This window comes from Jeotgalibacillus terrae (genome assembly GCF_016908195.1).
Taxonomy (GTDB): Bacteria; Bacillota; Bacilli; order Bacillales; family Jeotgalibacillaceae; genus Jeotgalibacillus; species Jeotgalibacillus terrae.
Genome location: NZ_JAFBDK010000011.1, coordinates 38,995 through 54,863, shown reverse-complemented (window position 1 = coordinate 54,863; position 15,869 = coordinate 38,995). Strand labels below are relative to the sequence as shown.

General features: G+C 42.0%; 13 protein-coding genes. 9 read left to right on the top strand and 4 right to left on the bottom strand.

Going from position 1 to position 15,869, the window contains the following annotated elements; translation table 11 throughout:
- Positions 1-8 precede the first annotated feature (8 nt).
- From JOD21_RS12095 to JOD21_RS12070, 6 genes are all read left to right on the top strand, one after another.
- A complete protein-coding gene (locus tag JOD21_RS12095) occupies positions 9-1,169 on the top strand; it encodes a DUF418 domain-containing protein (protein WP_204729871.1) in 1,161 nt (386 codons plus the stop codon).
- A gap of 67 nt (positions 1,170-1,236) precedes the next feature.
- A complete protein-coding gene (locus JOD21_RS12090; RefSeq protein ID WP_204729870.1) occupies positions 1,237-2,145 on the top strand; it encodes a fumarylacetoacetate hydrolase family protein in 909 nt (302 codons plus the stop codon).
- 376 nt (positions 2,146-2,521) lie between these two features.
- Positions 2,522-2,893, top strand: coding sequence for a YisL family protein (locus JOD21_RS12085; protein ID WP_041122147.1), 372 nt, complete (start codon positions 2,522-2,524; stop codon positions 2,891-2,893).
- Between the two features lie 157 nt (positions 2,894-3,050).
- On the top strand, positions 3,051-4,559 hold the full coding sequence (locus tag JOD21_RS12080; protein WP_204729869.1) for a phytoene desaturase family protein: 1,509 nt from the start codon (positions 3,051-3,053) through the stop codon (positions 4,557-4,559).
- Positions 4,556-6,034, top strand: coding sequence for a phytoene desaturase family protein (locus tag JOD21_RS12075; RefSeq protein ID WP_204729868.1), 1,479 nt, complete (start codon positions 4,556-4,558; stop codon positions 6,032-6,034). The genes JOD21_RS12080 and JOD21_RS12075 overlap by 4 nt, the downstream gene beginning before the upstream one ends.
- Positions 6,012-6,842 (top strand): phytoene/squalene synthase family protein, encoded by an 831-nt coding sequence (locus JOD21_RS12070; protein WP_204729867.1) that lies wholly within the window; start codon positions 6,012-6,014, stop codon positions 6,840-6,842. Before JOD21_RS12075 ends, JOD21_RS12070 begins: the two co-directional genes overlap by 23 nt.
- Before the next feature lie 50 nt (positions 6,843-6,892).
- Here the strand turns inward: JOD21_RS12070 and JOD21_RS12065 are convergent, their stop codons facing one another.
- The 4 genes from JOD21_RS12065 to JOD21_RS12050 form a co-directional block, all read right to left on the bottom strand.
- Positions 6,893-8,275: an ammonium transporter gene (locus JOD21_RS12065; protein ID WP_204729866.1), complete on the bottom strand. Its 1,383-nt coding sequence runs from the start codon at positions 8,273-8,275 to the stop codon at positions 6,893-6,895.
- Between the two features lie 22 nt (positions 8,276-8,297).
- Positions 8,298-8,639: a P-II family nitrogen regulator gene (locus tag JOD21_RS12060; RefSeq protein ID WP_041122152.1), complete on the bottom strand. Its 342-nt coding sequence runs from the start codon at positions 8,637-8,639 to the stop codon at positions 8,298-8,300.
- A gap of 200 nt (positions 8,640-8,839) precedes the next feature.
- On the bottom strand, positions 8,840-10,180 hold the full coding sequence (locus JOD21_RS12055; protein ID WP_204729865.1) for an MATE family efflux transporter: 1,341 nt from the start codon (positions 10,178-10,180) through the stop codon (positions 8,840-8,842).
- A gap of 71 nt (positions 10,181-10,251) precedes the next feature.
- On the bottom strand, positions 10,252-12,000 hold the full coding sequence (locus tag JOD21_RS12050; RefSeq protein ID WP_204729864.1) for a glycoside hydrolase family 13 protein: 1,749 nt from the start codon (positions 11,998-12,000) through the stop codon (positions 10,252-10,254).
- A 264-nt stretch (positions 12,001-12,264) separates the two neighbouring features.
- On the opposite strand from JOD21_RS12050, the gene JOD21_RS12045 reads away from it, so the two are divergent.
- The 3 genes from JOD21_RS12045 to JOD21_RS12035 all read left to right on the top strand — a co-directional run bounded on the left by JOD21_RS12045 (position 12,265) and on the right by JOD21_RS12035 (position 15,792).
- Complete coding sequence (locus JOD21_RS12045) at positions 12,265-13,542, top strand: sugar ABC transporter substrate-binding protein (protein WP_204729863.1); 1,278 nt, start codon at positions 12,265-12,267, stop codon at positions 13,540-13,542.
- A 97-nt stretch (positions 13,543-13,639) separates the two neighbouring features.
- Positions 13,640-14,950 (top strand): carbohydrate ABC transporter permease, encoded by a 1,311-nt coding sequence (locus JOD21_RS12040; protein ID WP_204729862.1) that lies wholly within the window; start codon positions 13,640-13,642, stop codon positions 14,948-14,950.
- Positions 14,950-15,792 (top strand): sugar ABC transporter permease, encoded by an 843-nt coding sequence (locus JOD21_RS12035; protein ID WP_204729861.1) that lies wholly within the window; start codon positions 14,950-14,952, stop codon positions 15,790-15,792. The genes JOD21_RS12040 and JOD21_RS12035 overlap by 1 nt, the downstream gene beginning before the upstream one ends.
- The last annotated feature ends 77 nt before the right edge of the window (positions 15,793-15,869 follow it).

Sequence of the window (15,869 nt, the reverse complement as noted above, 5' to 3'; positions counted from 1 at the left end):
GATATGTATTGAGTTTACAGCCAATTGATTCACAGCAGAGAATTCAAAACCTTGATGTCATTCGCGGGTTTTCTCTGCTTGGCATTTTTATTGTTAATATGATTGCATTTCACTCACCTCTGTATTACTACGATCCGTATGCGTGGTGGGGGGATTCGCTGAATAGACAGGCTTACTGGTGGATTGATGTGTTTGTTCAGGCAAGTTTTTATCCGATCTTTGCAATGATGTTTGGGGCAGGGCTTGCATTACAGTTTGTCAGGGCGCAGCAGAAGGATACGCGCTTTTCAGCGTTTGCTATGCGCAGACTTGGTGTGCTGCTTGTAATTGGAATGGTACATGCATTTTTAATCTGGTCAGGAGACATTCTGATTACATATGCAGTTACCGGCTTTATTCTGATCTGGATGCTGAAAATGAGTGGGAAAATGCTGTTAACACTAGGGTTTATCATTTATTTCCTGCCCCAGGCATTGCTTGCGGGTATTATGTTCTTTGCGGCAATGGTTGATCCTACAACTGTAACTTATTTCAGCTCAGTACAGGATATCGAGTCGTCCGTTGCGAATTATGGCAGCGGCTCTTTTGGACAGATCTTCAGTCAGCGTCTTGAGGACTGGCAGTATGCCAATGATCCCGAAGCATTTGTCTCCATTGTCATCGCGATTCTTCCGTTAATGATGATTGGAGCAGGGGCAGCGAAATTACAGCTGTTCCAAAAAGCGAAAGAGAAAAAAATGCTGCTTAGTGTGTTAACCGTACTGTTCCTGGGGGCAGGTCTTGCGGTGAAAACATCTCCTTACTGGGGAGAACAGAATCTTGCTTTTGTCTTAACCCAGGATTATGTTGGAGGCCCGCTTGTTGCAATGGGCTATATGACATTGCTGTTGCTCATCATGACGGCACCTGTTACAGCGAAGCTGCTTCAACCGCTGGCGAAAACAGGAAGAATGGCATTGACAAACTATCTCTTACAATCTGTTATAGGCACGATTATTTTTTACAATTACGGATTTGGTCTCTACGGGGAGGTCACACTCGCAACAGGTACACTGATTGCACTTGGCATATTTATTATGCAGGTGATCTTCTCAGAACTCTGGTTATCTAAATTCAGCCAGGGCCCAATGGAGAAATTATGGAGAAAACTGTCGTATTCCAGAAAATAAAACTGTCAGATTAGCAGAAAAAATGTATAATAGAAGGACAATTCAGATTTTAAGGAGTGTACATTCAATGAAATTTCTATCTTTCCGTTTTGAAGACAAACTACTTTACGGTGTCAAAGTAAAGCGAGAGGAAGCAGCATGGAATATTGTCCGGATCCACAAAGAGCTGATTCCAAATGAAGAAGTACCTGCAACACTGCTTGAAGGTATTCAAAGCGGAATGGAATTACAGGAGACAGTCAGAAAGTGTATTCGTGCAGCTGAAGAGAGTGATCACGTTTCACGATACAAAGTAAAGTTTGATGATCTGGTATGGGAAGCACCTGTACCGCGTACTCCTAAAAATGTAATGTGCATTGGAAAAAACTATCGTGATCACGTCCTTGAGATGGGCTCAGAAAAAGACATGCCTGAAGAGCTGGTTGTCTTTACAAAAGCATCGACCTCAATTACAGGTGATAACGCACTGATTCCATCATATGAAGAACTGACAGATCAGCTGGACTATGAAGGGGAACTCGCAATTGTCATTGGTAAAAGAGGCAAAAACATTCCTGAAAAACAGGCAATTGATTATGTCTTCGGATATACAATCGTTAACGATATCACAGCAAGAGATCTTCAGAGTAAACATAAACAATTTTTCATTGGTAAAAGCCTTGACGAAACATGTCCAATGGGGCCATTCCTGGTAACAAAAGATGAAATTCCACATCCTCATAAACTGAGTATCGTGACAAAAGTAAATGATGAGATCAGACAGGATGGAAATACATCAGACATGATTTTCTCAATTGAAAAGATCATCTCAACACTGTCAAAAGGCATGACACTTGAACCAGGAGACGTTATCGCAACCGGCACACCTGCAGGCGTTGGAAAAGGCTTTAACCCGCCTAAATTCCTTAAAAAAGGCGATCAGATCAAAGTCTCTGTCCAGGGAATCGGAACACTGACGAATGAAATTGGTGAATGATTTAAGTTAATAACAGATCATGTGAAGTGAAGAGAGCGCATATTCAGAGTAGTAACATTATACTTTGAATATGCGCTTTTAATAGAAATTCATAGTTATAAAGTATACTCAGCTGGTCCTTGAAGTGGAGGGCGGAGACTCCCGCCCCAGGAAGGGACAGGTGGGACAGAGCGAAGCTTGAGGAGGCTCACCGCCCGGGGGCAGGAAAGCGCAGCCCTCCACGGAAAGGACCAGCGGTTACAAGCATCCCGTGCTGCTAAGATCAAAAGCTGTTATTCAGGCAAAATTCATGACTCCGTCAATGTTTTCGGGTGATACGATAAGGGAATATGGTAGCATATAGATAGTTCGGTATTTTGGTTCAGGAGGTTAGGGAATGTTAGACAATACACACTTACACATTACAACATGGGTACTTGGAATCGTTCTGTTCTTCATTGCGCTTGCGTTAATGAAAGGAGCAAACGCAAAAGGTGCTAAAATCGTACATATGATTCTGCGCCTGATGTATGTGCTCATCATCTTTACAGGCGGCTGGTTATTTTTCCAGTTCTCTTCAATTGATGCTGCACTTTACGGCGTGAAATTCCTGCTTGGCATACTCGTAATCGGATTTATGGAGATGATCCTTGTCCGCACGAAAAAGCAAAAATCAGTAAAAGTAATGTGGATATTATTTGTAATCGTGCTGCTGGCTACACTGTACTTCGGGTTCAGTTTGCCGATCGGTTTCGATTTCCTACGTTAAAAGTCGCTCATACAGCGGCTTTTTTCTGTACATATGTACACCATATTCAAAATTGAGTTCAAACCGACACCTGTGTATACTTAAAACATCAACTATCTGTATAATATTTGAACAAGTAATGTATAATTCGAAAGCGATAGGGATGGAGGCTGTTTTTATGACCCGTTCAATTGCAATAATTGGCGCAGGACCAGGTGGGCTCGCAGCAGCAATGCTGCTTTCTGCTAAAGGGTTTAAAGTAGATGTATATGAAAAACATTCATTTGTAGGAGGGAGAAACAGTTCCTTTACGATGGATGGTTTTACGTTTGATGTAGGTCCGACTTTTCTGAGTATGCCTGAGATCGCTGAAGAGATTTTTCAGGAAACCGGAAAGAACCTTCACGATTACGTTGAGATGATTGAACTTCCGATGATGTATGAGCTCGTTTTCAGAGATAAACAGGTAAAAATGTATCGTGACCCTGAAAAAATGAAAGCGCAGATACAGCGTTATTTTCCTGGTGATGAAGCAGGGTATGACCGCTTCATGAATGATACGAGAAAGAAAATGGATGCGCTGCGTCCGATTCTGCAAAACAAAATAGACCGTTATACGGATTATCTTTCATTAAGAGTACTGAAAGCACTACCTGAATTGTCACTAGGAAAGAGCCTGTACGATGTGTTAAGCCAGTATTTCACCCATGAAGAACTGAAGCTTGGATTTACTTTTCAGGCTAAATACCTAGGTATGTCTCCATGGGAATGTCCCGGCGCTTTTTCAATCCTTTCTTTTATGGAACATGAATATGGAATTTTCCATCCAAAAGGCGGTGTGAATCAGCTGTCAAAAGCGATGGCAAAAGCAGCGGAAGAACTCGGCGCTGAGATTCATCTGGGTGACGGTGTGAAAAAACTTCATATTAACAATAGGAAAGAAGTAACCGGATTTGAACTGGAGTCAGGCAGACAGATTATAGCGGATGAAGTGGTGATCAACGGTGATGTTTCGCACGTGATGACAAATCTGGTTGAAGGAAATCATCTGAAAAAGTTCAGCGAGAAAAAATTAAGTCAGAAAAAATATTCCTGCTCGACTTTTATGATTTACCTTGGTGTCGATAAAGTATACGACCTGCCACACCATACAATTTCTTTTGCTGAAGATTACAAAAAGAACGTGGAAGAAATTATGCAGACTCAGCTGTTATCTGAGGATCCCTCCATTTATATACAAAACGCATCTGTTACTGATCCAACACTTGCACCTGAGGGGAAATCAGCACTCTATATCCTGGCACCGGTACCGAATAACCTGAGTGGCCTTGACTGGAACAAGCAGGAAGAAACATTCCGAAACCTCGTGTTGGACTCAATCGAAGCAAAGACAGGATTTAAGGATCTGCGCAATCATATTGAAGTGGAGCGTATCATCAGTCCGAAGCACTGGGAGATTGATTTCAATGTATTCAAGGGAGCTACTTTCAGTATGGGGCATCAGTTGAGTCAGATGATGGCACTACGTCCGCATAATAAGTTCGAGGAGCTTGGGAGAACATGGTTAGTTGGAGGAGGCACCCATCCGGGAAGCGGTCTGCCAACCATTCTTGAGTCAGCACGTATCACCTCTAACCTTCTGATGAATGAAAAGCGAAATCGCACAGAAAGCGGTGAAGCAGGATGAGAGTATCGATTATAGGTGGTGGGATCGGCGGCATGATGTCTGCTCTCCTGCTAAGGAAAAAAGGATTTGATGTCACACTTTTTGAAAAGGAAAAAAAGCTTGGCGGCAGATTGGCTTATCATGTGCACGGCGATTACAAGATCGATAAAGGCCCTACAATTGTACTGCTGCCCGAAATGCTTCAGTCCCTGCTCAGTGAGGCGGGCGTTGATAAAGATGAAATTGAACTGATCGCATGCGACCCGCTTTATGATCTTCATTATAAAGATGGCACAGTCTATACAAAATATCGTGATAAGCACGCGCAGATGAATGAGATCAGCAGAGTATTTCCTGGCGAAGAAGCAGGGTTCAGTCAATTTATGAAAGACATGGAGATCAGATTCAACGAAGGGAAGCCGAAGTTTCTTGAACAGTCTTTCTTAAAGCGCTGGGATGCACTTCAGCCATCTGTTATTAATTCACTAAGAAAATTAAAAGCGTTCAGGTCCGTATCGAAACAACTGCATCAATATTTTCAGGATGACAGGCTGAAAACGGCTTATGCGCTGCAGACATTATATATTGGCGGCAATCCTTTCCAGACACCTGGTATATACTCCCTCGTATCTTACAGTGAACATGAGCATGGCATCTACTATCTCAAGGGAGGGTATGCAAAGCTTGCAGAAATTCTTGAGAGACAGATGGACCGGGAAGGTATCCGAATCATCAAGGAAGCAAATGTTGAGAAAATTACAATTACTTCTGGAAGAGCGGAAGGTGTCCTGTATAATAATAAGTACGAACCGGCGGACGCGGTCGTTTTAAATGGTGATTTTCCCATTGCTGAAAGCCTTGTACAAAAGCAGGGCAGACAGTACCAGCCTTCATCCGGCTGTCTGCTCATGTATATCGGACTTAATGGTGTATACAGTGATAAAAAAATGCATCAGTTTTATCTGAGTGAAAATTTTGAGAAAACGATGAATCAGATCTTTAAAGAACAGAAAATTCCTGATGATCCTTCCTATTACGTCTTTAATCCTTCTATTATTGATAAGAGTCTTGCTCCGGAAGGTAAAAGTGTTCTATATGTATTAGTACCTGTCCCGTCTGAGATCGATGAGTCCTGGGATGCAGTGAAACAAAAAATATCAGATGACATTATTGATTCGATGGAAAAGGCAGGCTTTGACTCTCTCAAGAGCCGTATTGAATGGGTGGATATCAGAACCCCTGAAGAAGCAAAGCAGGAGGGACTGTATGCGGGCGGCAGTTTTGGTATTGCGCCGGCACTGTTTCAATCAGGACCTTTCAGGCCGCAATTTCAGCCATATTCTGATCTGGAAAATGTTTTTGCTACAGGTGCTTCTACTCATCCTGGAGGCGGAGTGCCGATTGTTATGCAGGGTGCAAAATTATTAGCAGATGGAATGGACAGAAAGTTTAATAGAAGGGAGAGATCAGCAGATGGAATTGGCAAGAGCTTATAAAGAGTGTGAAAAGGTTATTAAAGTACATTCGAAAACTTTTTACAGAGCTTTTTCAATGCTCCCTTCAAAAGATAGAAATGCAGTCTGGGCGATTTATAACTTCTGCAGAACGGTAGATGATATTGTAGATGAAAGCGATACACCTGAAAAGGAGCTTTGGCAGTTTGAAAGTGAATTCGACCGTTTCCTATCAGGTGAAAAGCTGAATGATGCAAAGTGGATTGCACTCGAAGATGTATTTAATCGTTATGATATGAACGTTCAGGCGTTTAAGGATATGGTGAAAGGTCAGAAGATGGACCTTGCTCACAGAACCTATCACACCACAGATGATGTGCTGGATTATTCTTATCATGTAGCCAGTACAGTAGGCCTCATGCTTCTGCCGGTACTTGCGCCTGAGAATGAGAAGGTATTGAGGGAGAGTGCAGTGAAGCTGGGTTACGCTATGCAGATCACAAATATTTTACGTGATATCGGCGAAGATCTGGAGAGGCAGCGTGTGTATCTTCCTGCTGATGTGATGTCGAGGCATGGCTACAATGAATCTCTGTTGTTTGAAAAGCAGGGGGGACAGGCTTTTATCGATACATGGGAAGAGCTTGCTGTTCTTGCTGAAGGATATTATGATGAAGCAATGAATATGCTGCATTTATACCCTCCTACGAGCAGGGTGCCTGTCAAAGGAGCTGCGGTGTTGTATCGCGCCATTCTTAATCAGGTCAGAAAAAATAATTATAACGTATTTTCAGAAAAAAATTATGTACCAGCTGAAGAGAAAGATAAGTTACTATCGACTTATCAATAAAAAAGCATCCGCCGTCAGCGGATGCTTTTTTAAGTAATGTTTTCTGAACTTCAAACCGTTTTCTTATAAACTTTCTGCTTTTTTGCAGACTTGCCAAGCTGATCCAGACGCTCAACAAGGCTGCCTGATAGTGCTTCATTTCCAGTCGAAGTTGAAGAAACAAGAGATTCCTTCAGTTCATATGCATTAGAACCGTGTTCAGCGTAATCAAGTCCAGTAATTTCTTCTTCACGAGAAACGCGGATTCCCCCGGCAGATTTCAGAATAAATACCACTGCACTTACTGCCAACCCTGTCCACAGTATAACAGCTCCAACACCGATTGCCTGAACGCCTAGCAGTGATGCGCCACCGCCGTAGAATAAACCGTTTGCTGTATCAAAAAGTCCTACTGCAAGTGTTCCCCAGATCCCGCAGATTCCGTGAACAGCAATCGCGCCTACTGGATCATCCTTTTTCGCTACTACATCAATGAAACGGATCCCTTCAACAAGAATCACACCGGCAACAAGTCCGATAATCACAGCTCCAATCAATGATACGTTAGCTGTACCTGCAGTAATACCTACAAGGCCACCGAGTGCACCATTCAGAGTGATAGAAGGGTCAATCTGTTTGAATCTGATCTTTGTATAAAGTGCTGATGCAATGACACCGGCGGATGCAGATAGTAAAGTTGTTGAGATGACAATCGGAACAAGAGTTGGGTCTGCTGCTAAAGAACTTCCTCCATTAAATCCAAACCATCCGAACCATAGAATGAACACACCTAAAGCACCAATCGGGATATTGTGTCCTGGAATCGCATTTACTTTCTTCCCTTCATACTTCCCGATACGTGCACCAAGGAATGCAACTGCTGCAAATGCCCCTACAGCACCCGTTAAGTGGACAACAGTAGAACCTGCAAAATCTACGAATCCAAGCTCTGAAATCCAGCCGCCTCCCCAGACCCAGTGGCCAACGACAGGATAGATCGCACCAGTCATTAATACTGTCAGGATTAAATAGCTGCTGAGCTTCATCCGTTCAGCAACTGCACCGGAGATAATTGTCGCACAAGTTGCGGCAAACACAGCCTGGAATAAGAAGAAACCTATATCCTCAACGCCTGAGAGAGCGAAGCCGGTTGTGCCGAAAAATCCATTTGAGCTTCCAAACATAATCCCGTATCCAACAAGAAAGTACAGAACAGAACCGATAGAGATCGTCAGGATATTCTTTAATAGAATATTGAGTGTGTTTTTAGCTCTTGTAAATCCTGATTCGACCATCGCGAACCCTGCATGCATAAAAAATACTAAGATAGCTGCAATCATGACCCACATTGTATCCAATGAAAATTGTACACTTTCAGCTGTCACTGGTGCTGCATAAGCACTTGTTGTTACCAGACTGCCTAATGCTGTAATAGATAAGATCTTTTTCTTCATGAATCATACACCTCCGGATTTTTTAAAGAACTGCCTGTCTTCCGCGTTCACCGCTTCTGATTCTGATAATTTCTTCAATAGGTGAAATAAATATCTTACCGTCTCCAACCTCACCGGTACCACACGCTTCGATAATTGCGTCTACAATTTCTTCTGTCCGGTGTTCTTCAGTTACCATTTCAACTTTGATTCTTGACACAAGAGGCAGTTCATAAGACGTTCCTCTGAAAGCACCTTTTTTGCCCTTTTGATTTCCGCATCCGGCAGCTTCGAAAACTGTCAAACCATTAATACCAAGATCAACCAGCTTTTCCCGTAAAGTCTGAAATACTTCAGGACGGACAATCGCCTCGATTTTTTTCATATTTATCCTCCTTGTTTATGATGTTACATCACCTAACACGAATTATATGTCAGGAAATATAACATGAAAGTTGTTATGTTTATAATAATATTCAGAATATTAGTTAAATGCAAGTGTTTTTTAATAAAAATCTTTTTTCGTGTTAGGTTTTATAACATGAAAAAAGCTCTCACATGAGTGAGAGCTTGAATGAAAACGTTTTACGGCTGAGCAAACTTTTTTTCAATCCATCCTTTAGAGCGCCATCTCCGGAGCATCAAAATGCCTCTGAGCCATTCATCGAGGATAAAGGCGATCCATATACCGATGAGTCCTAGTCCGAATACAATTCCTAACAGGTAAGCAAATAAAACGGCAACTCCCCACATTGATAAGATCCCGATATAAACAGGGAACTTCACATCTCCGGCTGCACGCAGAGAGTTGATCACAACCAGATTAAAGCTTCTGCCGGGTTCTAAAATGATTGTCAGATAAATCAGGATGGATCCGAGAAACAGGATATCCTCATTAGCTGTAAAGATCCCAAGCAGTGTTTCAGAGAAAACAGAGAACAGAAGGGCCATTCCAAAGGAAATCATAATGGCAATCCTTAAACTCTTAATCCCTCTTTGATAAGCCTCTTCATATTTTCCTGCACCAACCATATGGCCGATCAGGATCTGGGTGCCCTGACCGATTGAGATCGCAAACAAGAAGATGAACATCATGATATTTAATGTGTATACTCTTGTCGTAATTGCCTCTGTACCGAGTGATGCAATAAAAGCTGTGATCACGAGCTGTGAAGCATTGTATGATAATTGTTCTCCTGCAGAAGGGATGCCGATTTTCAGCAGGTTCTTCAAATGAGAGACAGGCAGCTTGAATAATGAGACAAAAGGAAGCCCGCCATCAATCCGTTTGATCAAAAGAATAAATAAAACGATTAAGCCTATAAATCTGCTGATGACAGTGGAATAGGCAACTCCCTCAACGCCGAGTACAGGGAACCCGAATGCGCCAAAGATCACAATATAATTCCCTGCCACATTGAGGATATTCATGCCAAGCGTTACATACATGGCGTCTTTAGTGAAACTGTAACTTCTGAGCACGGCGCCAAGCGTCATAATAACTGCCTGTATAAATGATAATCCCCCGACAATTTGGAGATATACAGTCGCCTCAGGCAGCAGTTCAGGCGGCAGATCCATCAGTAACAGAATTTTATCGTCGAAAATGAATAGCAGCAGGCTGAGAATCAGACTGAATACGAGATTGGCAGCAATTGATACAACCGCAATTTCAGCAGCACTTTTATTTTTTTCTGCGCCGAGATATTGAGCGACGAGGATTGAAGTACCGGTTGCAACAAATCCGAACATCACAATAATCAATGCGAGAATCTGATTGGAAATACCAACTGCTGCAACGCTGTCATCAGAATACTGGCTGAGCATTAAAGTATCAGCATTCCCCATGAGCATATGGAGAGAAATTTCTATGAAAATGGGCCATGTCAAAGCGAACAGCGTTAATCTCTTTTTGGAGCTTTTCAATGCAGAACCTTCTTTCAAAACGGTTTTTCACATAATAAATGACTGAGGCAGATGCGCCTCAGTCTAAATAGTCAATAAACCTTTATCAATTTTATTTCCTGTGGACGTAATTTAATTTTTCCCTTTTTCCATTTATGCGCTTCTTCAGTCATTAAGTCAATGGTTTTCCGGTTATTTAATGAATAAGGTATTTTTACAGTGTCTTTTTTATCAGACAGGTTGATCAGAATAATAACTGCTGAATCATGATTCTCTCTTTTTAATATCAGCGTCTGTTCACTCAAATCATAAAATGACAGATCACCTTCATTTGCAAGAAGGGGCTCGTCTTTCCGCAGCTGGATCAGCTTTTTTGTAAAAGATAGTAATTCCTGATTCTGTTTTTCTTCATCCCACTCCATACACTTTCTGCAGCCCGGGTCGCCTCCGCCGGTTAAGCCGACTTCATCACCGTAATAAATACATGGTGTACCATAATAAGTTAATAGCAGAGTAAAGACCTGTTTAACTCTTTCAAGTTCATGATCGCACTCTGTCAGAATTCGCGGCGTATCATGACTGCCGACAAGGTTGAAAGCTGCTTTATTGACCGGTGATGGATACATGAATTTCACTTTAGTCATATTTTCTATAAATGTCTTAATACTTATATCGCGTTTTGCAATCAGCTGAAGGGCGTTATTAGTAAATGGATAATTCATGACTGCATCGAACTGATCACCCTGCAGCCACGGAATTGAATCGTGCCAGACCTCACCAAGAATGTACAGGTCAGGATTAATATTCTTCACTTCCTGTCTGAACTCCCGCCAGAACGCCTGATCCACTTCATTTGCCACATCGAGACGCCAGCCGTCAATCTCAAATTCTCTTGCCCAGTAACGTGCAGCTTCAAGCAGATAATTCTTTACCTCAGGGTGTTCTGTGTTCAGCTTAGGCATCATATAAGTAAAAGCAAAAGTATCATAATTCGGTTCAGGTTTTGTTTGAACAGGAAAATCCCAGATATGGAACCAGTCCTTATATCGTGAAGATTCGCCTTTTTCAAGCACATCCTGAAAAGGGAAGAAGAAGAAACCGCTGTGATTAAATACGGCATCCAGCATGACTCTGATATTCCGCTTTTTGCACTCCTGAATCAGTTCTTTTAATTTATCCTTATCGCCAAAATGCTGATCAATTTCAAAGTAATCAATTGTGTCGTATTTATGGTTTGTTGAAGCTTCAAACACCGGCGTGAAATAGATGCCGGTAATACCGAGATCCTGAAGGTAATCCAGGTGATCGATTACGCCCTGAAGGTCCCCTCCAAAAAATGAATCTCTCTTTGGATCCTCGCTCGCCCAGGCAATTGTACCAGGTGGATTAAGGGAGGCGTCGCCGTTAGCGAACCGCTCGGGGAAAATCTGGTACCATACTGTGTTATGTACCCATTCAGGTGATTTGAAAATATCCGCTTCATTCATATAAGGAAGACAGAAGTATTCTCCGATATCCTCAGGCGGGGCGGGATGGAAGCTTTTTTCTCCATAGAATACGGTTTTCTTCTTATCTGATAGAAGGAAACCGTATCTCAGGCGGTGGAAAGGGGGAGTAAGGTTCATTTCCCAATAATCATGCAGTTCATCAGAGCCTCGGTAAAACATAGATTCTTCAGTGTAATTCCATTTACCTTCAGACCAATCATATGGATCTCCATGGATTAACCTGACTTTCAGTACGTCATTTTTTGCAGTTTTTAACCTGATTTGCATCTGATCTTTTGATGCAGCATAGGCCATAGACCTGTCTGCTCGGTGATAGACAGCAGCTTTATTCATCTGTATTCCCTCCTGGTTTACTAAATTGATTACAACATTAGGTGAAAGGGTTCATCTTGTCAACGCAGTGTGCTTGAAATCTTTTTGTCATATTTCTATAAAAAATTTGAAAAATGTATTGTAATCTCAGAATTTGTGATTATAATAAAAGTAGGTTGTGCAATCGTTTTCACAAAAAATGAAAGCGTTTAAGTTTTATTTTTTTATTTAACTGTGCAAACGGTTGTACATACAAATGATAAACACCTTTAGGAGGGGTCAATGTTGAAAAAGTATCTTTCGTTTTTTGCAATGGTACTACTATTAATCGGTGTTCTTGCAGCTTGTGCACCAGATCGTGAAGAAGAGTCTGGCGGTTCAACTGATGAGAGCGGGGGCGGAGATTCAGAAGAAGCAACTGATCAGCCGGAATCACTAAGTGTATGGGTCAATGACAGTGAAGAACAAAAAGCTGTACTTGATACACTTTTTGCAAAGTACACTGAAGAAACTGGAATTGAAATTGAAGTAACACCAATGAATATGCTTGATCAGGTAGAAGCATTAAATCTTGATGGTCCTGCAGGTAACGGTCCTGACTTGTTCTTCCAGCCACATGACCGTATTGGTAATATTGTCCTTCAGGGACTTGCAGCACCAATCGATCTTGGTGAAGCAGAAGGCACATACTCAGAAACAGCAATTGAAGCTGTAACGTACGATGGTGAAATCTACGGAGCTCCACTTGTTGTTGAAACATATGGAACTTTCTACAATAAAGACCTTGTTGAAGAAGCACCTGCAACAATGGACGAATTAATGGCAATTGCTGAAGAGCAGACAGATGCTTCAGCAGATCAATATGGTTTCCTGATGGAAGCTGCTAACTTCTACTTCTCATATCCATTCTTCGGTGCAAATGGCGCTTATGTATTTGCAAATGAAAACGGAGCTTATGATGTAGAAGATATCGGCCTTAACAATGAAGGCGCTGTAGCTGGTGGACAGCTGATCCAGTCATGGTATGAAAATGGTTATATCCCTGTTGAAATCAACCCTGACATCATGAACGGTCTGTTCACAGACGGTAAAGTCGGCGTTGCAATTACAGGTCCTTGGAATATCCCTGCTTATGAAGAAGCACTTGGTGACAGTCTTGGAACTGCAATTCTTCCAACAGTTGACGGCACAAATGCAACATCATTCGTAGGTGTTAAATCATGGATGATCTCTGAATACTCTGAAAACAAGGATGCAGCAACTGATCTTGCGCTATTCCTGACAAATGAAGAAAATTCTACTGAATACTTTGAAGGTGCCGGCGAGCTTCCTGCTAACCAGGCAGCACTTGAAAGTGAAGCAGTAACATCAAACGAACTTATTGCACCATTCGCTGAGCAGATTCAGTATGGTACGCCAATGCCATCTGCTCCTGAAATGCAGCAGGTTTGGGATCCAATCAACAATGCACTTCTATTCATCGCTCAAGGTGAAGAAGTACAACCGGTACTTGATGAAGCAGTACAGCAAATCAAAGACAATATTGCAGCAGCACAGCAATAATATTCATGACGATGGTGGATAGAAGGATTCCCTCCTTCTATCCACTCACTTTATAGAGAGAAATTCTCTCTGGAACGCTCATTCGGGAGGCGATGACATGTCAACTGCTAATCCGGCAGCTAAAAAGAACCACAACCCCAAGTTAGCTGTCATTCTATCAATACTTCTTGCAGGTTTAGGTCAGTTGTACAACCGCAGATATGTTAAGGGCGCTTTATTTATCATTCTTGAAGTTTCCTTCATCCTGACGCTTGGACAGTTCATTAACTATGGTATCTGGGGCATTATGACACTGGGTACACTTGCAGGTACAGACCATTCGGTATTTCTATTAATCTATGGCTTTGTTTCTTTAATACTTATTGCTTTTGCGGTTACTCTTTACATAGCGAATGTGAAAGATGCTAAAAGAGATGCAATCCGTCTGAGAGATGGAGAAAAGACACCAACGTTCAAGCAGGCAGCAAAAAATGTGTGGGACACAGGATTTCCTTATTTCTTTGTTACACCTGGACTTGTCATGCTTGTGTTTATCGTTGTATTACCACTTTTATTTACAGTGGCACTTGCGTTTACAGATTATACTCAGTACAACCAGCCGCCAAGAAATCTGCTGAGCTGGATTGGTTTTGAAAACTTCGGACGACTGTTCTTTGGCAGTGGTTCAGGAGATAGTAATATCTGGCAGGACACATTTATCAGCGTATTTACTTGGACTGTTGTGTGGACAGTTGTCGCAACAACGCTTCAAATTGCGCTTGGTTTATTCCTTGCACTACTTGTTAACGATCCGCGTATTAAATTTAAGCGTTTGATCCGGACAATTCTAATTTTACCGTGGGCAGTACCGGCTTTCGTTACGATCCTTGTTTTTGCAGCAATGTTTAATGATCGTTTCGGAGCGATAAATACGGACGTTCTTGCAATGTTTGACCTGGCGATTCCGTGGTTACAGGATCCATTCTGGACACGCATTGCGTTAATTATGATACAGACATGGCTTGGCTTCCCATTCGTTTTTGCTTTATTCACCGGGATTTTACAAAGTATCTCTAAAGACTGGTATGAAGCGGCAGACGTTGATGGTGCAAGCCGTATGCAGAAATTCAGAAATATTACACTTCCTCACGTACTGTATGCAACAGCACCGCTATTGATTATGCAGTATGCAGGAAACTTTAATAACTTTAATATCATTTACCTGTTCAATGAAGGGGGTCCTCCTGTCCGCGGTCAGAATGCGGGCGGTACAGACATTCTGATTTCATGGGTATTTGACCTGACGTTTGAATTGAACCAGTACAGCATGGCTGCTGCCATTACATTGATCCTTGGATTAATTGTTACCGGTTTCGCCTTCTTCCAGTTCAGAAGAACAAGATCCTTTAAAGAGGAGGGGAATATTTAATGAGCAAGAAAATGAAATCCAATGCAGAAGTAGCACTGATTTATCTATTCCTGGCCTTTATGGCGGTTGTCATAGGCTATCCTCTTTTATGGACAGTCGGTATGTCACTGAATCCGGGAACAAGTCTTTATTCAGCACAGCTGATCCCGGACAACTGGTCACTCATTCACTACAAATGGCTGTTCACTGACCCGAGCAGTGATTATCTGCTATGGTATAAAAACAGTGTGATCGTTGCGATTGCGAATGCTTTCTTCTCAGTCGTACTGACATCATTTGTAGCATATGCTTTCTCACGCTATAAGTTCACCGGCCGTAAATACGGTCTGTATGCATTCTTACTGCTTCAGATGTTCCCGGTTATTATGGGAATGGTCGCGATTTATGTCATGCTGAACATGGTGGGTCTGCTTGATTCACTAGTTGGACTTACTTTAATCTATATCGGGGGTCAAATCCCATTCAATGCATGGCTTGTAAAAGGATATTTTGATACAATACCTAAGGAGCTTGATGAAGCTGCAAGAATTGATGGTGCCGGTCACTTAGGCGTATTTTTCAAAATTATGCTGCCGCTCGCAAAGCCGATTCTCGGTGTTGTAGCCTTATTTAATTTCATGGCACCATTTGTTGACTTCCTGCTGCCGCGTATTATTCTCAGAAACCCTGATAACTTTACGCTCGCACTTGGACTGTTCAACTTTATCAGTAATCAGTTTGACAATAACTTCACGCGATTTGCTGCAGGATCTATTTTGATCGCTGTTCCGATTGCTCTTGTTTACCTCTTATCACAGCGTTACCTGATCTCAGGATTGACGGCCGGTGGTACAAAAGGTTAATCGCTGATACTGATTGATTCTTACAGACACATAGCTTACGTAACTTCGGAAAATTTTCCGTTAAAGGAGGAGGGGCA